16 protein-coding genes and 1 tRNA gene are annotated in these 17,014 nt (G+C 65.9%); 14 read left to right on the top strand and 3 right to left on the bottom strand.

The window, feature by feature from the left end; genetic code table 11:
* Positions 1-72: 72 nt before the first annotated feature.
* Entirely contained in the window at positions 73-1,470 is a 1,398-nt protein-coding gene (locus L5G32_RS15345; RefSeq protein WP_237011942.1) for an FhaA domain-containing protein, read from the bottom strand.
* Positions 1,471-1,726: 256 nt separating this feature from the next.
* On the opposite strand from L5G32_RS15345, the gene L5G32_RS15340 reads away from it, so the two are divergent.
* Both L5G32_RS15340 and L5G32_RS15335 read left to right on the top strand, forming a co-directional pair.
* Positions 1,727-1,812: transfer RNA gene (locus L5G32_RS15340), tRNA-Leu, on the top strand.
* A gap of 253 nt (positions 1,813-2,065) precedes the next feature.
* The gene (locus L5G32_RS15335; protein WP_237011941.1) at positions 2,066-2,926 is read left to right on the top strand and encodes an alpha/beta hydrolase; all 861 of its coding nucleotides are present in this window, start codon (positions 2,066-2,068) and stop codon (positions 2,924-2,926) included.
* 32 nt (positions 2,927-2,958) lie between these two features.
* On the opposite strand, the gene L5G32_RS15330 is transcribed toward L5G32_RS15335, so the two are convergent.
* Complete coding sequence (locus L5G32_RS15330; protein WP_237011940.1) at positions 2,959-3,516, bottom strand: DinB family protein; 558 nt, start codon at positions 3,514-3,516, stop codon at positions 2,959-2,961.
* Between the two features lie 340 nt (positions 3,517-3,856).
* Here L5G32_RS15330 and L5G32_RS15325 point away from each other — a divergent pair, with 340 nt between their 5' ends.
* The 4 genes from L5G32_RS15325 to L5G32_RS15310 all read left to right on the top strand — a co-directional run bounded on the left by L5G32_RS15325 (position 3,857) and on the right by L5G32_RS15310 (position 8,339).
* Entirely contained in the window at positions 3,857-4,873 is a 1,017-nt protein-coding gene (locus L5G32_RS15325; protein WP_237011939.1) for an AraC family transcriptional regulator, read from the top strand.
* Between the two features lie 64 nt (positions 4,874-4,937).
* Entirely contained in the window at positions 4,938-6,071 is a 1,134-nt protein-coding gene (locus L5G32_RS15320; protein ID WP_237011938.1) for a hypothetical protein, read from the top strand.
* Positions 6,068-6,901 carry an SDR family oxidoreductase gene (locus L5G32_RS15315; protein WP_237011937.1) on the top strand — a complete coding sequence of 278 codons (834 nt, stop codon included), beginning with the start codon at positions 6,068-6,070 and terminating at the stop codon, positions 6,899-6,901. Before L5G32_RS15320 ends, L5G32_RS15315 begins: the two co-directional genes overlap by 4 nt.
* Before the next feature lie 205 nt (positions 6,902-7,106).
* Positions 7,107-8,339 carry a benzoate/H(+) symporter BenE family transporter gene (locus tag L5G32_RS15310; protein WP_237012028.1) on the top strand — a complete coding sequence of 411 codons (1,233 nt, stop codon included), beginning with the start codon at positions 7,107-7,109 and terminating at the stop codon, positions 8,337-8,339.
* A gap of 10 nt (positions 8,340-8,349) precedes the next feature.
* Here L5G32_RS15310 and L5G32_RS15305 read toward each other — a convergent pair whose 3' ends face one another.
* Positions 8,350-8,979 (bottom strand): TetR/AcrR family transcriptional regulator, encoded by a 630-nt coding sequence (locus tag L5G32_RS15305; RefSeq protein WP_237011936.1) that lies wholly within the window; start codon positions 8,977-8,979, stop codon positions 8,350-8,352.
* 269 nt (positions 8,980-9,248) lie between these two features.
* On the opposite strand from L5G32_RS15305, the gene L5G32_RS15300 reads away from it, so the two are divergent.
* From L5G32_RS15300 to L5G32_RS15265, 8 genes are read left to right on the top strand one after another with little or no spacing between them, the layout of a single operon-like run.
* On the top strand, positions 9,249-10,028 hold the full coding sequence (locus L5G32_RS15300) for an MlaE family ABC transporter permease (RefSeq protein WP_237011935.1): 780 nt from the start codon (positions 9,249-9,251) through the stop codon (positions 10,026-10,028).
* Positions 10,029-10,038: 10 nt separating this feature from the next.
* On the top strand, positions 10,039-10,893 hold the full coding sequence (locus tag L5G32_RS15295) for an MlaE family ABC transporter permease (RefSeq protein ID WP_237012027.1): 855 nt from the start codon (positions 10,039-10,041) through the stop codon (positions 10,891-10,893).
* Positions 10,894-10,937: 44 nt separating this feature from the next.
* Complete coding sequence (locus L5G32_RS15290; RefSeq protein WP_237011934.1) at positions 10,938-11,912, top strand: MlaD family protein; 975 nt, start codon at positions 10,938-10,940, stop codon at positions 11,910-11,912.
* Positions 11,909-12,916 (top strand): MlaD family protein, encoded by a 1,008-nt coding sequence (locus L5G32_RS15285; protein WP_237011933.1) that lies wholly within the window; start codon positions 11,909-11,911, stop codon positions 12,914-12,916. The genes L5G32_RS15290 and L5G32_RS15285 overlap by 4 nt, the downstream gene beginning before the upstream one ends.
* Positions 12,904-13,920 (top strand): MlaD family protein, encoded by a 1,017-nt coding sequence (locus L5G32_RS15280; RefSeq protein WP_237011932.1) that lies wholly within the window; start codon positions 12,904-12,906, stop codon positions 13,918-13,920. Before L5G32_RS15285 ends, L5G32_RS15280 begins: the two co-directional genes overlap by 13 nt.
* Positions 13,890-15,020 (top strand): MlaD family protein, encoded by a 1,131-nt coding sequence (locus L5G32_RS15275; protein WP_237011931.1) that lies wholly within the window; start codon positions 13,890-13,892, stop codon positions 15,018-15,020. The genes L5G32_RS15280 and L5G32_RS15275 overlap by 31 nt, the downstream gene beginning before the upstream one ends.
* The gene (locus L5G32_RS15270; RefSeq protein ID WP_237011930.1) at positions 15,017-16,054 is read left to right on the top strand and encodes an MlaD family protein; all 1,038 of its coding nucleotides are present in this window, start codon (positions 15,017-15,019) and stop codon (positions 16,052-16,054) included. Before L5G32_RS15275 ends, L5G32_RS15270 begins: the two co-directional genes overlap by 4 nt.
* Positions 16,051-17,010 carry an MlaD family protein gene (locus L5G32_RS15265; protein ID WP_237011929.1) on the top strand — a complete coding sequence of 320 codons (960 nt, stop codon included), beginning with the start codon at positions 16,051-16,053 and terminating at the stop codon, positions 17,008-17,010. Before L5G32_RS15270 ends, L5G32_RS15265 begins: the two co-directional genes overlap by 4 nt.
* Positions 17,011-17,014 lie beyond the last annotated feature (4 nt).

Raw genomic sequence — 17,014 nt, 5'->3', positions numbered from 1 at the left:
GGCGGTCGCCTGGATGCAGTCAACTGTCGGGGGACGCGAAGATCCCCCGACAGCATCTTAATGCGGTCCGGCTTACTGGAAGCGGACGGTGATATCGGAATGTCCCACACGGATCCGGTCGCCGTTGGCGAGTTCCCACGCGCTGACCTGAAGGTCGTTCACGGTGGTTCCGTTCGTCGAGTTCAGATCGGTCAGCATCGCGGTCTGCCCGTCCCAGCGGATCTCGGCGTGACGGCGCGAGACGCCGGTGTCGGGGAGACGGAACTGCGCGTCCTGGCCGCGGCCGAGGACGTTCGATCCCTGACGGAGCGCGAAGGTGCGGTTGCTGCCGTCTTCCAGGACGAGGGTGATGCCTGCGGGTGCGTAGCCGCCGCCTGCGGGGGGAGCGGCGTAGCCCTGATCGGCCGGAGCCGCGTAGCCCTGGTCGTAGGCAGGCTGCTGGCCGTAGCCCTGGTCGACGGGTGCGTAACCCTGGTCGTACGCGGGCTGCTGGCCGTATCCCTGGTCGTAGCCCGCGGGTGCGTAGCCCTGATCGGGTGCCGGCGCGTAGCCCTGGTCGTATCCCTGCGGTGCGTAGCCCGGATCGCCGGCCTGCGGCGCATAGCCCTGCTGCGGTGCATAGCCCTGGTCGTACGCGGGCTGCTGGGGTGCGTAGCCCTGGTCGTATCCACCCTGCTGAGGTGCGTAACCCTGCGGTGCCTGCGGGTCGTAACCCTGCGGGGCATAGCCCTGCTGGGCGTAATCCTGCTGGCCGTAGCCCTGCTGGTTGTAGTCGTAGGCAGGCTGCTGGCCGTACGCCTGATCGGCGGGCGCGCCGTACTGCGGGTCGTACCCGCCCTGCTGAGGTGCGTAACCCTGGGGCGCCTGCGGGTCGTAACCCTGCGGGGCCTGCGGATCGTAACCCTGAGGAGCGTAGCCCTGCTGCGGGTCGTACTGCTGCTGGTCGTAGTCGTACTGCGGGTACTGTCCGCCCTGTTGCGGGTAGCCGGGGTACTGGCCGCCCTGATCGTTTCCGGGGGGATTGGTCATGGCTGGGGCTCCTCGGTGACTAGCGGGTCCCGGGGCCGCGGCGGGCGCGGGGACCGGGCGTGGTGTGGCATCGGGATTGACGACGCCGTCGGTGTGGAACTGTCCGGTGTGCAGTGACGGTATCTGATCGAACTCTACGACCACTGGTCCATAAGTCTGCCACCCATTGTCGCGGATGAAGTCCTCTAAATGGCGAGAGAAGATCTTCCGGTTCAGTTCGTACTCGGTGGAGACGTGCTCCAGGTCGGACGGACTGAGCGATATGACGTAACTATTGGCGACGAGGCTTGCGCCGTCGCCAAGGTTCTCGATGGTGCCTTCGGCCTCGCGCTGAAGGCTCTGCTCGATCTCCTGCGGAGCCACCTTGCCACCGAAGACTCGGGCGAATCCGCCGTCGACGGCGGACTCGAGCTTGCGCTCGAAACGGTCGAGAATACCCACTCGTCCCGGCTCCTTCCGTGCCTTGTGGCGTGTCGACGTGCATACCGTGCCTATCGATGTTACCGGCCAGGCAAGCTCAGCGCCGCCTGCGTGTCACTTGCGCAACTGACGTCACACGACGTCCGACGTGCGATTACGCCCTCAGATGTGCGTATATGCAGGTCGGATGGTCTGCCCGGCGACGATTTACGTTCGGCACCAGCTGCATGCTATCGTTTTCGAGTCCACGCGGACATATGTCGATCATCGACGTCACGGGCGAGTGGCGGAATGGCAGACGCGCTGGCTTCAGGTGCCAGTGTCCTTCGGGACGTGGGGGTTCAAGTCCCCCTTCGCCCACCACACAATGAGCCGCGACACCGCTTACCCGGTGTCGCGGCTCATTTTTTGTGCGATCCGAGCGTTAACGCTTCACGCGTCTACTCCCGCTTATTGTCCGGACTATTAGCGGGAGTTAGTGCGTGACGCGTGACCGCAGATATCCGCTATGTTGCCCGCAAACGCGGCACGCGGATGTGGCCGAGAGCCGCGAATCCGTCGCCCTCGGCGTTACGCTCCGGAGACAGGACGAAACGAACGAGACGTAGGGACTCGCATGCGACGTGCACTGAGAATCTTGCTGATCGCGGGGCTACTGCTCACCGCCGCCGGAACGGTGGCCGGGACAGGGCGCGCAGAGGCCGCACCGGCGCGGGGCTTGGTCCAATTCCCGGTGTACTCACCGTCGATGCATCGAACGATCATGAACAACGTTCTTCCCGCGTCCGGTGGCGGGAAGGCTCCCGTCCTCTATCTCCTGCACGGTGCGGGCGGCGGCAGCGACCACATCGGCTGGGAGTGGAACACCCGATACCGCGAGTTCTTCCGGAACAAGAACGTGACCGTGGTGTCCCCGGTCGGCGGTGCCGGCTCCTTCTACTCGAACTGGCGCGCGCGAGACCCGAAGCTCGGGCTGAACAAGTGGCAGACCTACCTGACCCGGGAACTGCCGGCCGCCGTCAACCGACACTTCGGCGGCAACGGCCGCAACGCGATCGCCGGCGTATCGATGAGCGGCGGACCGGCCATCGATCTGGCGGCGCGGGCGCCGCGCCTCTACCGGGCGGCGGCGTCGTACAGCGGATGCCCCGCCCAGGCCTTGGGCTTTCCCGCAGTGATCGGCACGGTGATCGGACAGGGCGGCAACCCGCTGAACATGTGGACGCCCGGCGACTACGTCGTCCACGATCCGGTGCTCAACGCTGCGCGACTCCGCGGCAAGGCGATCTACATCTCCGCAGGCGACGTCGGACCCGAACTCCCGATCCGTGCATGCTCGGACGGGTCGGCCGCAGCCCTGCGCGCGCAGGGCGTTCGCGTGACCTCCGACGGACTGCACGGTGACCACGGGTGGCCCGTCTTCGAAGCCGGGCTGCGTCAGTCGTGGCGCGTGATCGGACCGGCTATCGGGGCCTGAGCCGACGACACATCGCGTGCCGGGGCCGATAGTCAGGCCTCCCAGGTCTGCCCCTCGGTGATCGCGGCCATGGTGGTCTGCCCGTCGAGTGCTTCGCGGATGATGTCGGCGTGCCCGCAGTGGTGGGCGGTCTCCCGCAGCAGGTGCATCACGAGTCGGCGGACGCTCCAGGCCTCGGGCTCGGGATCCCACGGAGCCTTCGCCTGCGGAATCATCTCGTCGAGACTGTCGAGGCCCGCGATGAGGCGATCGAATTCCATTGCTGTGCGGTCGTATTCGGCGAGGGATTCGGCCAGCGTCTCGTCCGGACCCAAGCGGTACGCGTCGGCCAGGGAGGCCAAGTCGAGCTCGGCGTTCTCGTCCCGTTCCACGATCTGACTCGTCATGTCGCGCTGGACTCGCGCGACGTGTTTGACGAGGCCGCCGACGGTCAGAGTGCTCACCGTCGACGCAGTACGAGCCTGCTCCTCGGTGAGTCCGCGCGCCGTGACCTTCAACAGGCCTCGTTGATCGTTGAGGAGAGTCAGCAGGTCGTTCTTCTCGCCTGAGACATCGACGTTGAGAGTCACGGGGGTGTACGTGCCGGCCATGGGTGGTCCCTTCGGAGTTCGTGCACTACGTGGTCATCACTGACGGTAGGTGGGGTAGAGGTCAGTATTCGTCCGGTTGGGGGTCTCGACTTCGCTCGACCAGCGGAGGGTCGCTCGACCGGAGGGAGGGGTCTCGACTCCGCTCGACCAGCGGAGAATCGCTCGACCAGCGGAGTATCGCTCGACCAGCGGAGTATCGCTCGACCGGCGGGAGGGTCTCGACTTCGCTCGACCGGCGAAGAATCGCTCGACCGGCGGAGGGGCGCTCGATCGGCGGAGGGTGCGCGACCGGCGGAGAACTGCTCGACCGGCGGAGAATCAGATGGCTACGATCGGCAGGATGAAGCCGACGATCCGCGCCTCGAGTCTGCGCGGATTCCCTGTGCTGCTCGGCGAACTCGGGGCGGATCCGGGGGAGTACTTCCGCAGGTTCGGCATCTCTGCCGACGCCGTCGCCGAGGACGACGAACCGGTGTCGATCACCGACCACGACAAGATGTTGGACGCGGCGGCAGCCGAGCTGAACTGCCCCGACCTCGGTCTGCGGATGGCGACAATGCAGGACGTGAGCGTGCTGGGGCCGCTGGCCATCGCGATCCAGGCGTCCGAGACGCTCGACATCGCGCTCCGCTCGGCATCCCGCTTCCTGTTCGTGCACAGTCCGGCACTGCACGTCACGGTCGACGACGACCCTCTCGGTCGGTCGGAAGTGGTTGCGGTGACGTACCGGAAGGACATCCTGCAGTCGCCGTACTCCAGCCAAGGGATCGAACTCGGCATCGGCCTGATGTTCCAGATCGCGCGACTGCTGATCGAGGACACCGTCGGGCTCCGGTCCGTCGACTTCGCGCACGCCCCGGTGTCGCCGATCTCCCGATACACCGAGTTCTTCGGCACGGACGTCCGGTTCAATCAAGCGACGCCCGCGATACGGATCGAGCGCCGACTCCTCGGCAGAACTCTGGCAAGTGGGAACGACGCAATCCGGCAGGTCGCGATCGACTACCTGGCCGCCACGTTCCCCGATAACCCGCAGGTCAGGACGACGGCTCGCGTCCAGCGCGTCATCGCCGGAGCCCTGGCGTCCGCGCCAACGATCGACGACGCGGCACAACTCCTCGTCACCCATCCGCGGACACTGCAACGGCAACTGCGGGCCGAGGGCACCACGTTTCGCGAGGTCCGGGACGGCGTCCGGCGCGAGTATGTGCACCGGCTGGTGACCGGCAGCGACGATTCGTTCGACGAGATCGCCCGATCCGTGGGCTTCGCCGAACAGTCGGCCATGACGCACGCCGTGCAGCGCTGGTTCGGCGTCTCGCCGCGCGAACTGAGGAAGCTAAACCTGTCGCGTTAGAACAAGTTTTTCATTTCTGCCCGCCTAAGCTCCTACCTAACGGCAAAACCAGCAGGAGTGAACAATGGCCAACGAACAAGCACTTGACGACCGTCTCCAGAGCATCGGCGCGCGCTCGATCCCCGAGTTCGACGGCGTCCACGACGTCTGGCCTCGCGGCGACCGCCTGCAGGCGGTGCGCGAGGCAGCCGCTGCGTACAAGAAGCGCTTCAAGGAGCAGGGCGTCATCCGGGCCGCGAAGTCCGTCGACATCGCTGCAGCCCCGTACCCGGTGAACTACGCGTTCCACGACGCGGTGACCGTCCCGAGCCTCCCGATCTTGTCGATGATCAACCGGATGGTCGTCGTGCAGTACGACGACTGGAACGGCACCCCGCGCACCCTCGTCTTCGAGCCGACCGTCCCCGACGGCTCGGCGGAGGCCCCGTACTACCGGAACCTGCAGAAGCTGGCCGACAAGGTTCCCGGCGGCAAGCTGTTCACGGACTTCATCTACAAGCAGTACAACGAGCCGGGCGATGTCCTCGAGAAGCTCGGTCTGACTGCCGACGACATCGACTTCTGCACCTTCGACCACCTGCACGTGCAGGACTCACGCATGATCCTCGGGTCCACCGAGGTGATCGAGGGGGAGCGCGCGCCGCGTACACCGCTGTTCGGCGACGCCAAGATGCTCGTGCACAGCCGGGAGCTCGCGACCCTGCAGTCGATGCATCCGATGCAGTGGGCGTGGTACGTCGACGGCAGTCTCGGCGGCGTGGACCCGGACAAGTTCGCGACCTTCGACGGCGACATCGAGCTCGGCGTCGGCGTCTCGCTGCTGTGGACACCCGGACACACCGACGGCAACCACTCGCTCGTCATCAACACCGAAGACGGCATCTGGGTGTCGTCGGAGAACGGCATCTCGCTGGACAACTGGCAGCCCGAGCTGTCGAAGATCCCGGGTGTCCGCAGGTACCACGAGCAGTTCGGTCGCGAGATCTGCCCGAACTCGAACACTCTCGAAGACTCGCTCGACCAGTACGACTCGATGATCAAAGAGAAGACGATGGCCGATCCGTGCGGCGACGATCCGCGGTGGCTGCAGATCCTGCCGTCGACCGAGCTCGCTCCGTGGAAGCGTTTCTGGCCAGTGGTCCCGACCTATGTCCACGGCGGAATCGACTACGGCACGATCGAATCAGGTCTCAAGTGACCGCACGAGGCGGCGCCGTCGTCACCGGCGCCGGTCGCGGCTTGGGGAAGCAGATCGCCGAGCTCCTCGCCAGTCGCGGGCACCACGTTCTCGTGACCGACCTGGACGCCGAGCTCGCGGCCGCCACCGCTGCGGAGATCGGATCCCAGGCGACGTCGATGGCGCTCGACGTGCGCGACGCCGACCAGGTGCAGGCCGCGGCGGACCTGATCGTCGAGATCGCGGGCGAGCTGGACGTGTGGGTCAACAACGCAGGCGTGCTCATCACCGGGGACGCGTGGACCCAGGACCCCTCGGCGCACCGCCTGATGCTCGAGGTGAACGCACTGGGGACGATCCACGGCACCGTCGCCGCCATCACGACCATGCGGAAAGCCGCGCGCAGCGGCCACGTCGTCAACATCGCCTCCCTCGCCGGTCTCACGCCGGTGCCGGGCGAGGCCGTGTACGCCGCGTCCAAGCACGCGGTCGTCGGATTCAGTCTGAGCACGGTCGCCGACCTGCGTCTCGCCGGGATCGACGACATCGACATCTCGTGCATCTGCCCCGACGGCATCTGGACGCCGATGCTCTTCGACAAACTCGACGATCCGGCGTCGGCGCTGTCGTTCTCCGGCAAGCTGCTGTCGCCGGAGGACGTGGTCGCCGCCGTGGGCAAGGTCCTCGACGGGCCGCGGGAGATCACCTCGCTGCCGAAGTGGCGCGGAGCGCAGGCCCGCATCGGAGCAGCGTCTCCTCGTGTCGGACGCGCGCTGATGCCGCTCATCATCAAGGCGGCTCGTCGCAAGCAGCGGAAGATCAAGAACAGCATCCGGTCCGAAAAGGTGTGAGGCTCGTGCTCGATCTCCGCTGGTCCTGCGGTGATAACGAGGTGCGATCAATCCCGCGACAGTGAGTCCTTGTCTCACCGGGCGACGGCGGTAGCGTTCACCGGGCAGCCACCGCACAGTGGTGCGTCACCTACGGACAAGGAGAGACGCCGTGTCCGAACCCGGGCAGGAAGCCGAGTCGCCTGAGTCCCCGAGCGATCCGACGATCGCCGGAGTGATCGAGCGACCGGCGCGTCGCCTTCTGCGACCGTCGGCTGTCGTGCGCGACATCGGTGGCAGTTACGTCGTCAACGGGATCATCGGCCTGATCTTCTCCGCGTCGGGACCGGTCGCGGTGATCCTGGCGGCGGGTGCGGCCGGAAACCTCGGCACCGCCGAACTGACGTCCTGGATCTTCGGAGTCTTCGTCCTCAACGGCATCCTCACGATGATCGCGAGCTGGGTGTACCGGATGCCGCTCGCGTTCGCGTGGACGATTCCCGGGACGGTGCTCGTCGGCGCGTCGCTGAAGAATGGTCTGACCTGGCCCGAAGTTCTCGGCGCCTTCCTGATCACGGGCGTGCTGATCCTGGTCGTCGGGTTGACCGGCCGCGTGCGCAAGGTCATGGCTGCGTTGCCGACGCCCATCGTGATGGGCATGGTCGCCGGCGTGTTCCTGCAGTTCGGGCTCGACATCGTGAACTCCGTCGGGGCCCAGCCGTGGGTGGCGCTCCCGATCATCGTCGCGTTCTTCGCCCTGCACGCGCACCGCACCGTGACGAAGGTGATGCCGCCGATCATCGGAGCGTTCCTCGTCGGGATAGCGGCGGTGGCGGCCACCGGAAAGTTCCATCTCGGCGCCGAACCCAGTTCGCCCATCGCGTCGCCGGTCCTGCAGACCCCCGAGTTCACCGTTCGGGCGATCATGGAACTGGTGATCCCGTTGGCGATCACCGTGATCGTCGTCCAGAACGGGCAGGGCACCGCGGTGCTGCGTGCGGCAGGCCACCAGCCGCCGGTCAACCTGGTCACCGTGGCATCCGGCCTGTGGTCCGTCCTCGGCGCGGGCGTCGGATCGATCTCGTCGTGCCTGGCAGGCCCGACCAACGCCCTGCTGGTGGCGGGCGGACGCCGCGAGCGTCAGTACATCGCAGCGTTGGTCTTCGGCCTTCTGGCCGTCGTGGTCGGACTGTTCGCGCCGGTCTTCGTCGAACTGATGCAGGCCATGCCCGGCGAGTTCATCGCGACGGTCGGCGGTCTGGCGCTGTTGGGTGCTCTGCAGAACTCGTTCCGCTCGGCGTTCGAATCGCGGTTCACGATGGGCGCCCTCGTGACCTTCCTGGTGTCGGTCTCAGACCTCACCGTTCTCAACATCGGCTCGGCGTTCTGGGGTCTGGTCGCAGGTGTCCTCGTCTCGCTGTCGGTGGAGCGCAGCGACTTCCGGGCAGATCGGGCCTGATCCCGGGCAGTCACCAGATCATCGGCGCGAGCAAGGTCTCGGCGAAATCCCGGAGGGCGTCCTCGTCGTCGATGTCGAGGGCACGCGACGGCGCGGTGATCAGTGATACGACCATGCGAACCTGAATCTCAGCTGCGAGCCGGAGTTGATGGTCGGGCATGGACGCGCCGGCAGCGCGCAAGGTGGCGACGATGCCACGACTGAACTCGTCGACCATGTCTTCCACTTGCGGTGCGCTGAAGCCGGCCAACACGTCGAGGGTGTCCGGGTTGTCGCCGAGCACGCGCTTGAGCAAGTCGTCGTGGCTGACGTGGGACATCCCCAGGCAGAACGCTTCGACGACGGCGGCCCGAGGATCGAGACCGTTGACCTTCTCGCTGATCTCGCGCACGAACTGTCGGCGGAATCGGACGACGACCGTGCCGAGGAGCTCGTCCTTGCTGGGGAACCTCCGGTACAGCGTGCTGCGACTGATACCGGCGTCCTCGGCGATCTTGTCGATGCTCGCGTGCCGGAGCCCGGAGCGTCGGAACTCGTCCGACGCTGCCTCGAGGATCCGGTCTTCCTGACGACGCTGCGTCTGCTCGCGGCGGTCGGTCGTCCGTACGGGATCCGACGACGGCGCTCGTGCGGGGGCCACCTATTCCTCCGATCCGGTTACGACGCGATGTTACGAAAGTGAATCATATGGGACTCCGCTGTCTCAGTCGTTCCACGCGATTGGATGCCGATGTGAGCCGTTCCGTACTGTCTCAAGTCGCCAATAATGCCTATTGAACAGCATCTTCCCACCTTTATGTGACAGTAGACACGTAGGTGTGTGAGAATGGCCAGGCTCACAAGTGACACGACAGAGGTCGTTGTGTGTCAACTTGCATAGAAGAACGGCATCGGACAGGAGTTGGGCGCGTGGCGATGGCGCAGAGTGTGCAGGGCTTCGGCCGCACCGTGCGACTCGGTGCCCGTACCCCCGTCATCGCCGTGAGCGATCTGGTCAGCGGCCGCTTCCCGTTTCGCGAAGCGGTGACCCAGGCGTGGTTCCTGCTCAGCATCACGGTTCTGCCCGCTCTCCTCATGGCTATCCCGTTCGGGGTCATCGTCGCGGTTCAGATCGGCGGCCTCACCAGTAACCTCGGCGCGACCTCGATGGCAGGCGCCGTCGGCGGCATGGGAGTCATTCAGCAGGGTGCGCCGATGGCGGCTGCGCTTCTGCTCGGCGGGGCAGGCGCTTCGGCGATCACCGCCGACCTCGGTGCGCGGACGGTCCGCGAGGAGATCGACGCGATGCGCACACTGGGCATCGACCCGACTCGACGCCTCGTCGCGCCGCGCATGGTGGCGATGGTCCTGGTGGCTCCGGTGCTCTCGGTCCTGATCATCGTGATCGCAGTGATCGCCAGTTTCGTGGTCGCCGTCGTCGGACAAGGCGTCGTCGCCGGCTCCTACTGGCAGTCGTTCGGGGCGTATGCGTCGACCACCGATCTGTGGATCTGCCTGCTCAAGTCCGTGATCTTCGGATTCGTGGTCGTCGTCATCGCGAGTCGTCGCGGCCTCGAGGCCGCGGGGGGCGCTCGTGGCGTCGCCGATGCGGTGAACGCGGCCGTGGTGCTGGGGATCGTGGCGTCCATGGTGATCAACGTGATCATCACCCAGGTGACCGCACTGTTCATCCCGATTCAGGTGATCTGACGTGGCGTACGTGAATCGAGGTCAGACGCCGAGCGTGCACCGCCCGCGGTGGCACGCGACAGGCGAGGCCGCAGGCCGACCGTTCGAGTACGTCGGCAGACTGGTGACGTTCGTCGCCGACGTGCTCGCCGGTCTGCCGCACACGGTGCGCGCCTACCGAAAGCAGACGATGGCAGCGTTCGCCGAGACGACGTGGGGCAACGGCTCCATCATGGTCGGCGGCGGCATCGCAAGTGTCCTGGCAGTATTGGGCGTCTCGGTCGGCGCGATGATCGGCATCCTCGGTGTCACCAGCCTGCAGTCGCTGAACTTGTCGCCGATGGCCGGCTTGATCACTGGCTACGCTGCCACCCGCGAGATGGCTCCGATCATCGCCGCGGTCGGTTTCGCCGCGCAGGCGGGCTGCCGGATGACCGCCGAGATCGGTTCGATGCGGATCTCCGAGGAGATCGACGCACTCGAAGCGCAGGCCATCCGGCCGATACCGTTCGTCGTCGGAACCCGCGTGGTCGCAGGGGTCGCCGCGATCGTGCCCTTCTACTTGGCGTCGCTGTGCCTGGCCTATCTGTCGTCCCGCGTGGTCGTCAGCGTCCTCTACGGTCAATCGGCCGGAGCGTATGACCGGTACGTCGAAGCGTTCGTGAGCCCGGTGGACGTCGTCTACTCGACGATCAAGGTGCTGGTGTTCGCCGTCGTGGTGATCATCGCCCACACCTACTACGGCTACTTCGCGAGCGGTGGTCCCGAAGGCGTCGGCATCGCCTCCGGTCGTGCCATCCGAGCGAGTCTGGTGCTCATCGTCGCTTTCGACATGCTTCTGTCCCTTGCCTTCTGGGGCTTGAACTCCGGGTTGAACTTCGCATGAGGCGGGGTAGGGAGCCGTCGGCTAGGACACTGCGGGTTCGAGGGATGCTCGCAGTCGTCGTCGCCGCGGTCGTGATCGCGGTGGTCGCCGTCAACCCGTTCGCGGGCCCGGACGACCGGATGAGATTCTCCATCGTGGCGCCGTCGGTGCCCGACGGGATCCGGGTCGGCGTCCCGGTGGACATCCGGGGTGAGACGGTCGGCGAGGTGTGCGATCTGGACCTCTCGCGCTCGGACTCCACTCGGATCGTCGCCTGCGTGAACTCTTCGGCGACAGCCGAACTCACCGACGACGCCGTTGTCAGCTTCGTCTCGCGCAACCTGTTCGGATCCGACGCCCTCCGGTTGACTCCGAGCGGTACCGGGTCCCGAGTGACGTCGGGAAGCGTTCTCACCCTGGAGGATCCGCCGTCGAACTACACGATCACCGCGACGGTGCGCAGCGCAGGCTCGTTCACCCTGCCGGTCCTGACACCGGAACTGAGTGACCTCCTGAGCCAGGTCAGCGACACCACCACCCGGCTGGCGCCGTTCTTGACCGCAGCGACGGTGTCCCTGCAGACCATGCAGCGCGGCGACGTCACCCGTCTGACCTCGATGATGCCGACGATCGACGACGCCCTCAACGGCGCAAGCCAGGCGGGTGGCGGCGCCGTCGGCGCGTTGGAGAAGATCATCAGCAACCGACTCCTCCAAGACTCCGCATACACCGGCCGCGTGCAGAACATGATCGCCGACATCGGCGGCCTGTTCTCCGATCTCGGAACCCTGTTCAACGGAATGAGCGGACTCGGCGCGACGATGGACCTGATGACGGCGTTCACGACGCCGCTCCGGCACGCGTTGCGCGACGTCACCCCGGGGCAGGTGGGGTCGCTGATCGACCGTTTCGGCGGGGCATTTCACACTGACCGGGAGACAGGCCGAACCACGCTGTCGGTGGACGTCGACCTGGACGTGGTGCCCGGTGCGGCAACCCCGCTTCGTGCGCTGATCGCAGGCAAGGGGGCGCGTCGATGAGAACTGCTGCCTCGGCGACCAAGCGTCTCCTCCTGGTGTTGGTCGTGGTGATCCTCGCCGTGTACGCGATCGTGCAGGCGATCAACCGTCCGGTCGCCGGCGACGCGCAGACCTATCAAGCCGACTTCACCGACGCCTTCGGCCTGCGGGAGAACGGCGACGTCCGGGTACGCGGCGTTCAGGTCGGCAAGATCGTGGACATCGAGCTGCAGCCGACCGGGGTGGCTCGCGTGACGTTCACCGTACGGAACCAAGACCGGCTGACTCGGGACGATCACCTCGCTATCCGCTTCCAGAACCTGGTGGGCCAGCGGTATCTCGCGATTCTCGATGAGGGACAGGGCTCCGCCCCGGCGGTCGATTCGTCACGGGTGATCCCCGCCAGTGAGACGACGGGGTCGTTCGACATCACCCGTCTGTTCAACGGGCTCCGCCCGATCCTGCAGGGCGCCGACCCGGCTGTGTTCAACACGTTCGCCGACAACATGATTCACCTTCTCCAGGGCGAGAACGGTGTCGGGATCGGCGACGTGCTCAAGGACGTCGAGCGGCTCTCACGATTCGCGACCGACAAGAACGCGATGATCCGAATTCTGGTGGACAACCTCGGCGTCATCGCCGAACAGCTCAAAGGCAAGTCCGAGATCATCAAGACGCTCATGGACAACATGCAGCTGTTGTTCGACACTCTCGAGAAGAATCTGGAACTCCTCAAGGGCGCGTTCGGCGAGGGCTCGAAAGTGTTCCCGCCCATCGTGGAGGCGATGAAGCACACCTTCGACCTGTCGCTCGGCGGTCACGACAGGGTCCAGGCGCGGCTGATGGAACTCGTCCCGGACACCGGAAAGCTCACCGAGGCGATGAAGCTGATTCCGACGACGATGCACGAGATCGACACGCAGCTAGACGATCTCGGCGTCAACTGCTCCAAAGGGCAGCTGGCTCTGCCGCCGATGGGCGACGTTCTTCTCGGCACGGGGAAGGTGACGTTGTGCAAGGGCTGAAACGACTGCAGGACTTCGCCGTCAGCGACGAAGTGGGACGTCGCACACAGGCGATGTGGGCGATCGTCGCCCTCGTCGTGGTGGTCGTCCTCGTCATCGTCGTCGGCGTCTTCTATCTGCGACCGGTCGGGAGAGCGGAGTACCGCGCCCACATGTTCGAGAGCGGCGGAATCACGTCGGGCACCGAGGTGCGGGTGGCAGGCATCCCGGTCGGGAACGTCACCGAGGTGACACTCGCCGACGAACGCGTCGACGTGCGGCTCTCGGTCGACTCGTCGGTCTTCGTCGGTGACCAGACGTCACTGCAGGTCCGCATGCTGACCGTCGTCGGCGGAGCGTACGTCGCACTGCTTCCGGCAGGAAGTAGGCCGTTGGGGCACACGGCGATTCCGGGCGAGCGGACGTCTGTGCCGTATTCCATGTCCGAAGTCCTCGACAATGCGGCGAAGACAGTCACGCAGATCGATGCGCCGAAGATGCGGGAGGCCGCTGTCGCGGCGACCGATGCACTCGACTCGGCGCCGGGCGCGGTGCAGCAGATCGTGCCCGATGTCGAGAAGCTCACCGCCCTCCTGGACGACCAACAGGAGCAGGTGAAGAGTCTGGCGGCCCTGGGCAGCGAGTACACGTCCGAACTCGCAGGCGAGCAACAGGTCCTCGAGCAGATGATCCGTCGAATCCGTGCCGTACTGCCGGTCATGGTCGGGTATAAAGACCGCGGGATCGTCACGTACGACGCGCTGGCCGAACTGGTGCTCTACGTCGGCGACATCCTCGGCGAGCCGTACCAGAAGCGGTTCTCCGGTCCGCTGCACCGATTGGTGGAATCGGCGTCGGCCACCAAGGAGACGGCGGACCGGATGGACGGGGCCATCACTATGCTCAAGAGCATGGTCGACAAGCTCTCGGCCGCAGCACATCCGAACGGAGTATCGGCCGACTTCGGCGACCAGGTACTCGACTCCTCGGTCGTGTGCATTCCGATCGCGGGGCGCACATGCTGAGCGGCGGGCGCGGTCGAGCCCTCGTGGTCACGCTCGTGGTGGCTCTGCTCGTCGCAGGCGGAGTGCTCGTCTATGTGAAGCGGTCGGGGAACGACACGACCGCGGTGTGTGCGAAGCTTCCGGACGCGGCCGGACTCTATGCGGGGAACGCGGTGAACATCCGCGGGGTGCGAGTCGGCTCGGTCGACGAGGTGACGCCCTCGCCCGGCTTCGTCACGGTCCGAATGACGATCGACGACCGTCCGCTCGGAGCGGACACCAAGGTCGTCGCGGTGAACAACTCGGTCCTCGCCGACCGACGGCTGGAACTGGTGGACGCGTCGCCGAACGGCGGCGCCCGGTTGGCGACCGACCACTGCGTGCCCCTCTCTCGTGGCTTCACCCCGATCTCGGTGAGCACCGCGTTCGCGTCGTTCACCACGATGCTCGACGACATGGGCGGTCCGGACGGGGTCGGCGGCGACAAACCGCTCGGCGAACTGATCTCGCAGGCGCAGTCGCAACTGACCGGTATCGGGCCAGATCTCAACAAGATCCTGCACGACATGTCGGATGTCATGTCCGACCCGAACGAGTTCCTCTCGCAGATGCGGTCCGTCTTCGACAACGTCGCTGTGCTGACCGACGTCGCGGGTCGCAACTGGAGCGCGATCCGGGACATCGGCGTGAACTCGGCTGACCTCACCCACCTGATGGGTTCCCTGTTCAAGAGCTTCGTCTACATCTTCGACGGGCTGGGCGAAGCCGCCCCCGGCCTCGACGACCTCCTGGGGAACGTCGCGCCGCCGATGCTGGACATGACGGACGACTTCAAACCGATGATCGACGTCGGTCTGAATCGACTCGATGACCTGACGGCGATGCTCCGCGAGATGCCCGGCATCGCGAAATCGTTGGAGGCGTCGTTGAGTCGTAAGCGGGGCTCCTTCGCAGTCACCGTCACGCCGCCGAAAGTAGCGGCCGCGACCCCCGACAGTTCGGCCCTGTGCGCCGCGATGAACGCGTCCGACGCAGGCAGTTGCGATCCGAAATCGTCCCGGTCGGCGGTCGTCGACCTGGGCACACTGGTGACACGGATGATCCAAGGGGGACGCCGATGATGCGATCGATGCGGCGCCGTCTGGGAACCACGCTGTGCGTTCTGGCCGTGGTTCTGGCGCTTGTCGCCGTGTTCGTCGGCCGGAACTACAATCCCGCGGACACTCTGCCGCGGGTCACCGCGTCGTCGAACGCCAAGGAGATCCACGTCGACTTCGTCTCGGTGGTGAACCTCCCGCTCGGTGCGCGCGTGGTGTTCCGCGGAACGCGGATCGGGACGGTCAACGCCATCGATCTGGTCCCGGGCGCGGCGCGTCTGACCCTCGGCATCGAGGACGAAGCCAAAGTCCCGGTCGGCAGCACGGCCGAACTACGCCAGCTCACGATGCTCGGCGACATCTATGTGGCCCTCACCCCGCCGGACCGACCGAGTGCCAGCATGCTGCGCGACGGTGACAGCATCGGCCTGGCCGACTCCGACCCCGGTCCGCAGATCGAAGACATCATCACCAACCTGGCCGATTTCATGGCAGGCGGATCGCTCATGCGAGTGCAGGACGCGGTCGGAAAGGTCAACTCGTCGGTGGATGTACAGGGCGTCGATCTTCCGGCGGTCTCCCGTGTCGGCGCCGAGACCGTCGAAGATCTGGCGCGCGACACGGACCACCTGGACTCGATGATCGACTCCCTGCAGGAGGTGTCGGCCGAGATCTCCGCCGACCCGACGGTCCTGGGCTACACGTTCGGGCAGGCGGGCCGCACCGGACTGACCGAAGTGTTCAAGGCGGTCAACGAGGGCTTCAAACTGGTTGCCGGATCGAGTCGTCTCGCGTTCGGGCTCAACTGGCTGACCCCGCGCCTCGCACAGCTCAACCCGTTCCTGGCGAAACTCGTCCCGCTTCTGCGCAGCTATTCGGCACACTCCACTCAGTTCAACGGGAACGCAGGCAAACTCGTCGACGTCGCGCAGAACAAGCTGATCCCGTTCGCGGAGAACGGCGCGATCTCCCTGGACAAGGTGACGATGAACTCGGGGGACACCGAGGTGACCGAGTCGGTGGCTGCGGTTCTACGGATGATCGGAGCGCTGAAGTGACTCTCCGATCTGCGCTGTCGATCCTCGCGACCGTCGCCGTCCTGCTCGTCTCGATCGCCTACCTCCTCGGGGGTGTGCTGAACGTGAACCCACTCATCGACACGACGACCGTCACCATCACGGCTCCCAAGACCAACGGTCTGCACGCGGGGTCGGCGGTCGTGTATCGCGGCGTCCCGATCGGGAGCGTCGACGACGTCGTCTACACCGGCGAGGGCGATGTGTCGATCAAGGTCTCCTACGACGCCGCGTACCGAATCCCGGTGAACAGCGACCTCGTGATCGAGAACCAGTCGATGCTCGGCGAGACCGCGATGTACCTGGCGCCGTCGTCCGACGAGGGACCCTACATCTCCGGCGATCGGACATTGTCGGCGAAGGTCGTCGACGTCCCCGCGTCGGTGCCCGAACTCCTCGGTTCCGCACGCACCGTGCTCGATCAGATCGACCCCGCGCTGGTGAACGATCTCGTCGACACCATCTCGCAAGCACTCGCCGGGACGAAGGACGCGGTGCAACGGCTGACCCCGGCCGCGCAGATGGTGGCCGCCACGATGATCTACTCGCAGCCCGCGCTGATGAAGATCATCCGCAACAGCACGACCATGATGGCCGACGGGAAGTGGATCGGACCGGCGATGCGCCCGACCAGACCCGAACTGCTGATGGCGGGCAAGAACCTCTACGACGTGATCACTCACGTGAAGCCGTTCGCGGACTACACCAACGGCGGCGAGATGATCGCGCAACGCTGGAAACCGACCCTGCAGAGGGCGGCGGCCACGGTGAGCGAACTGGTTCCGCCGATCGGACGGTTTGCCCAGGTCCTGGTGCCGACCGCCCGCTCGTCGGGAGCGGCGATACTGGGCGATCTCAACATCGCCACCTTGCTCGAACAGGCCATGCGGACGCTGCCGGGCGACTCCCTGAGACTGACCGTGACGACACCCAAGTGAGAAC

It is taken from the genome of Gordonia zhenghanii (assembly GCF_021738965.1).
Classification (GTDB): Bacteria; Actinomycetota; Actinomycetes; order Mycobacteriales; family Mycobacteriaceae; genus Gordonia; species Gordonia zhenghanii.
Note: the sequence above shows the minus strand (reverse complement) of the source record. Positions and strands in the feature narration are given on the sequence as shown.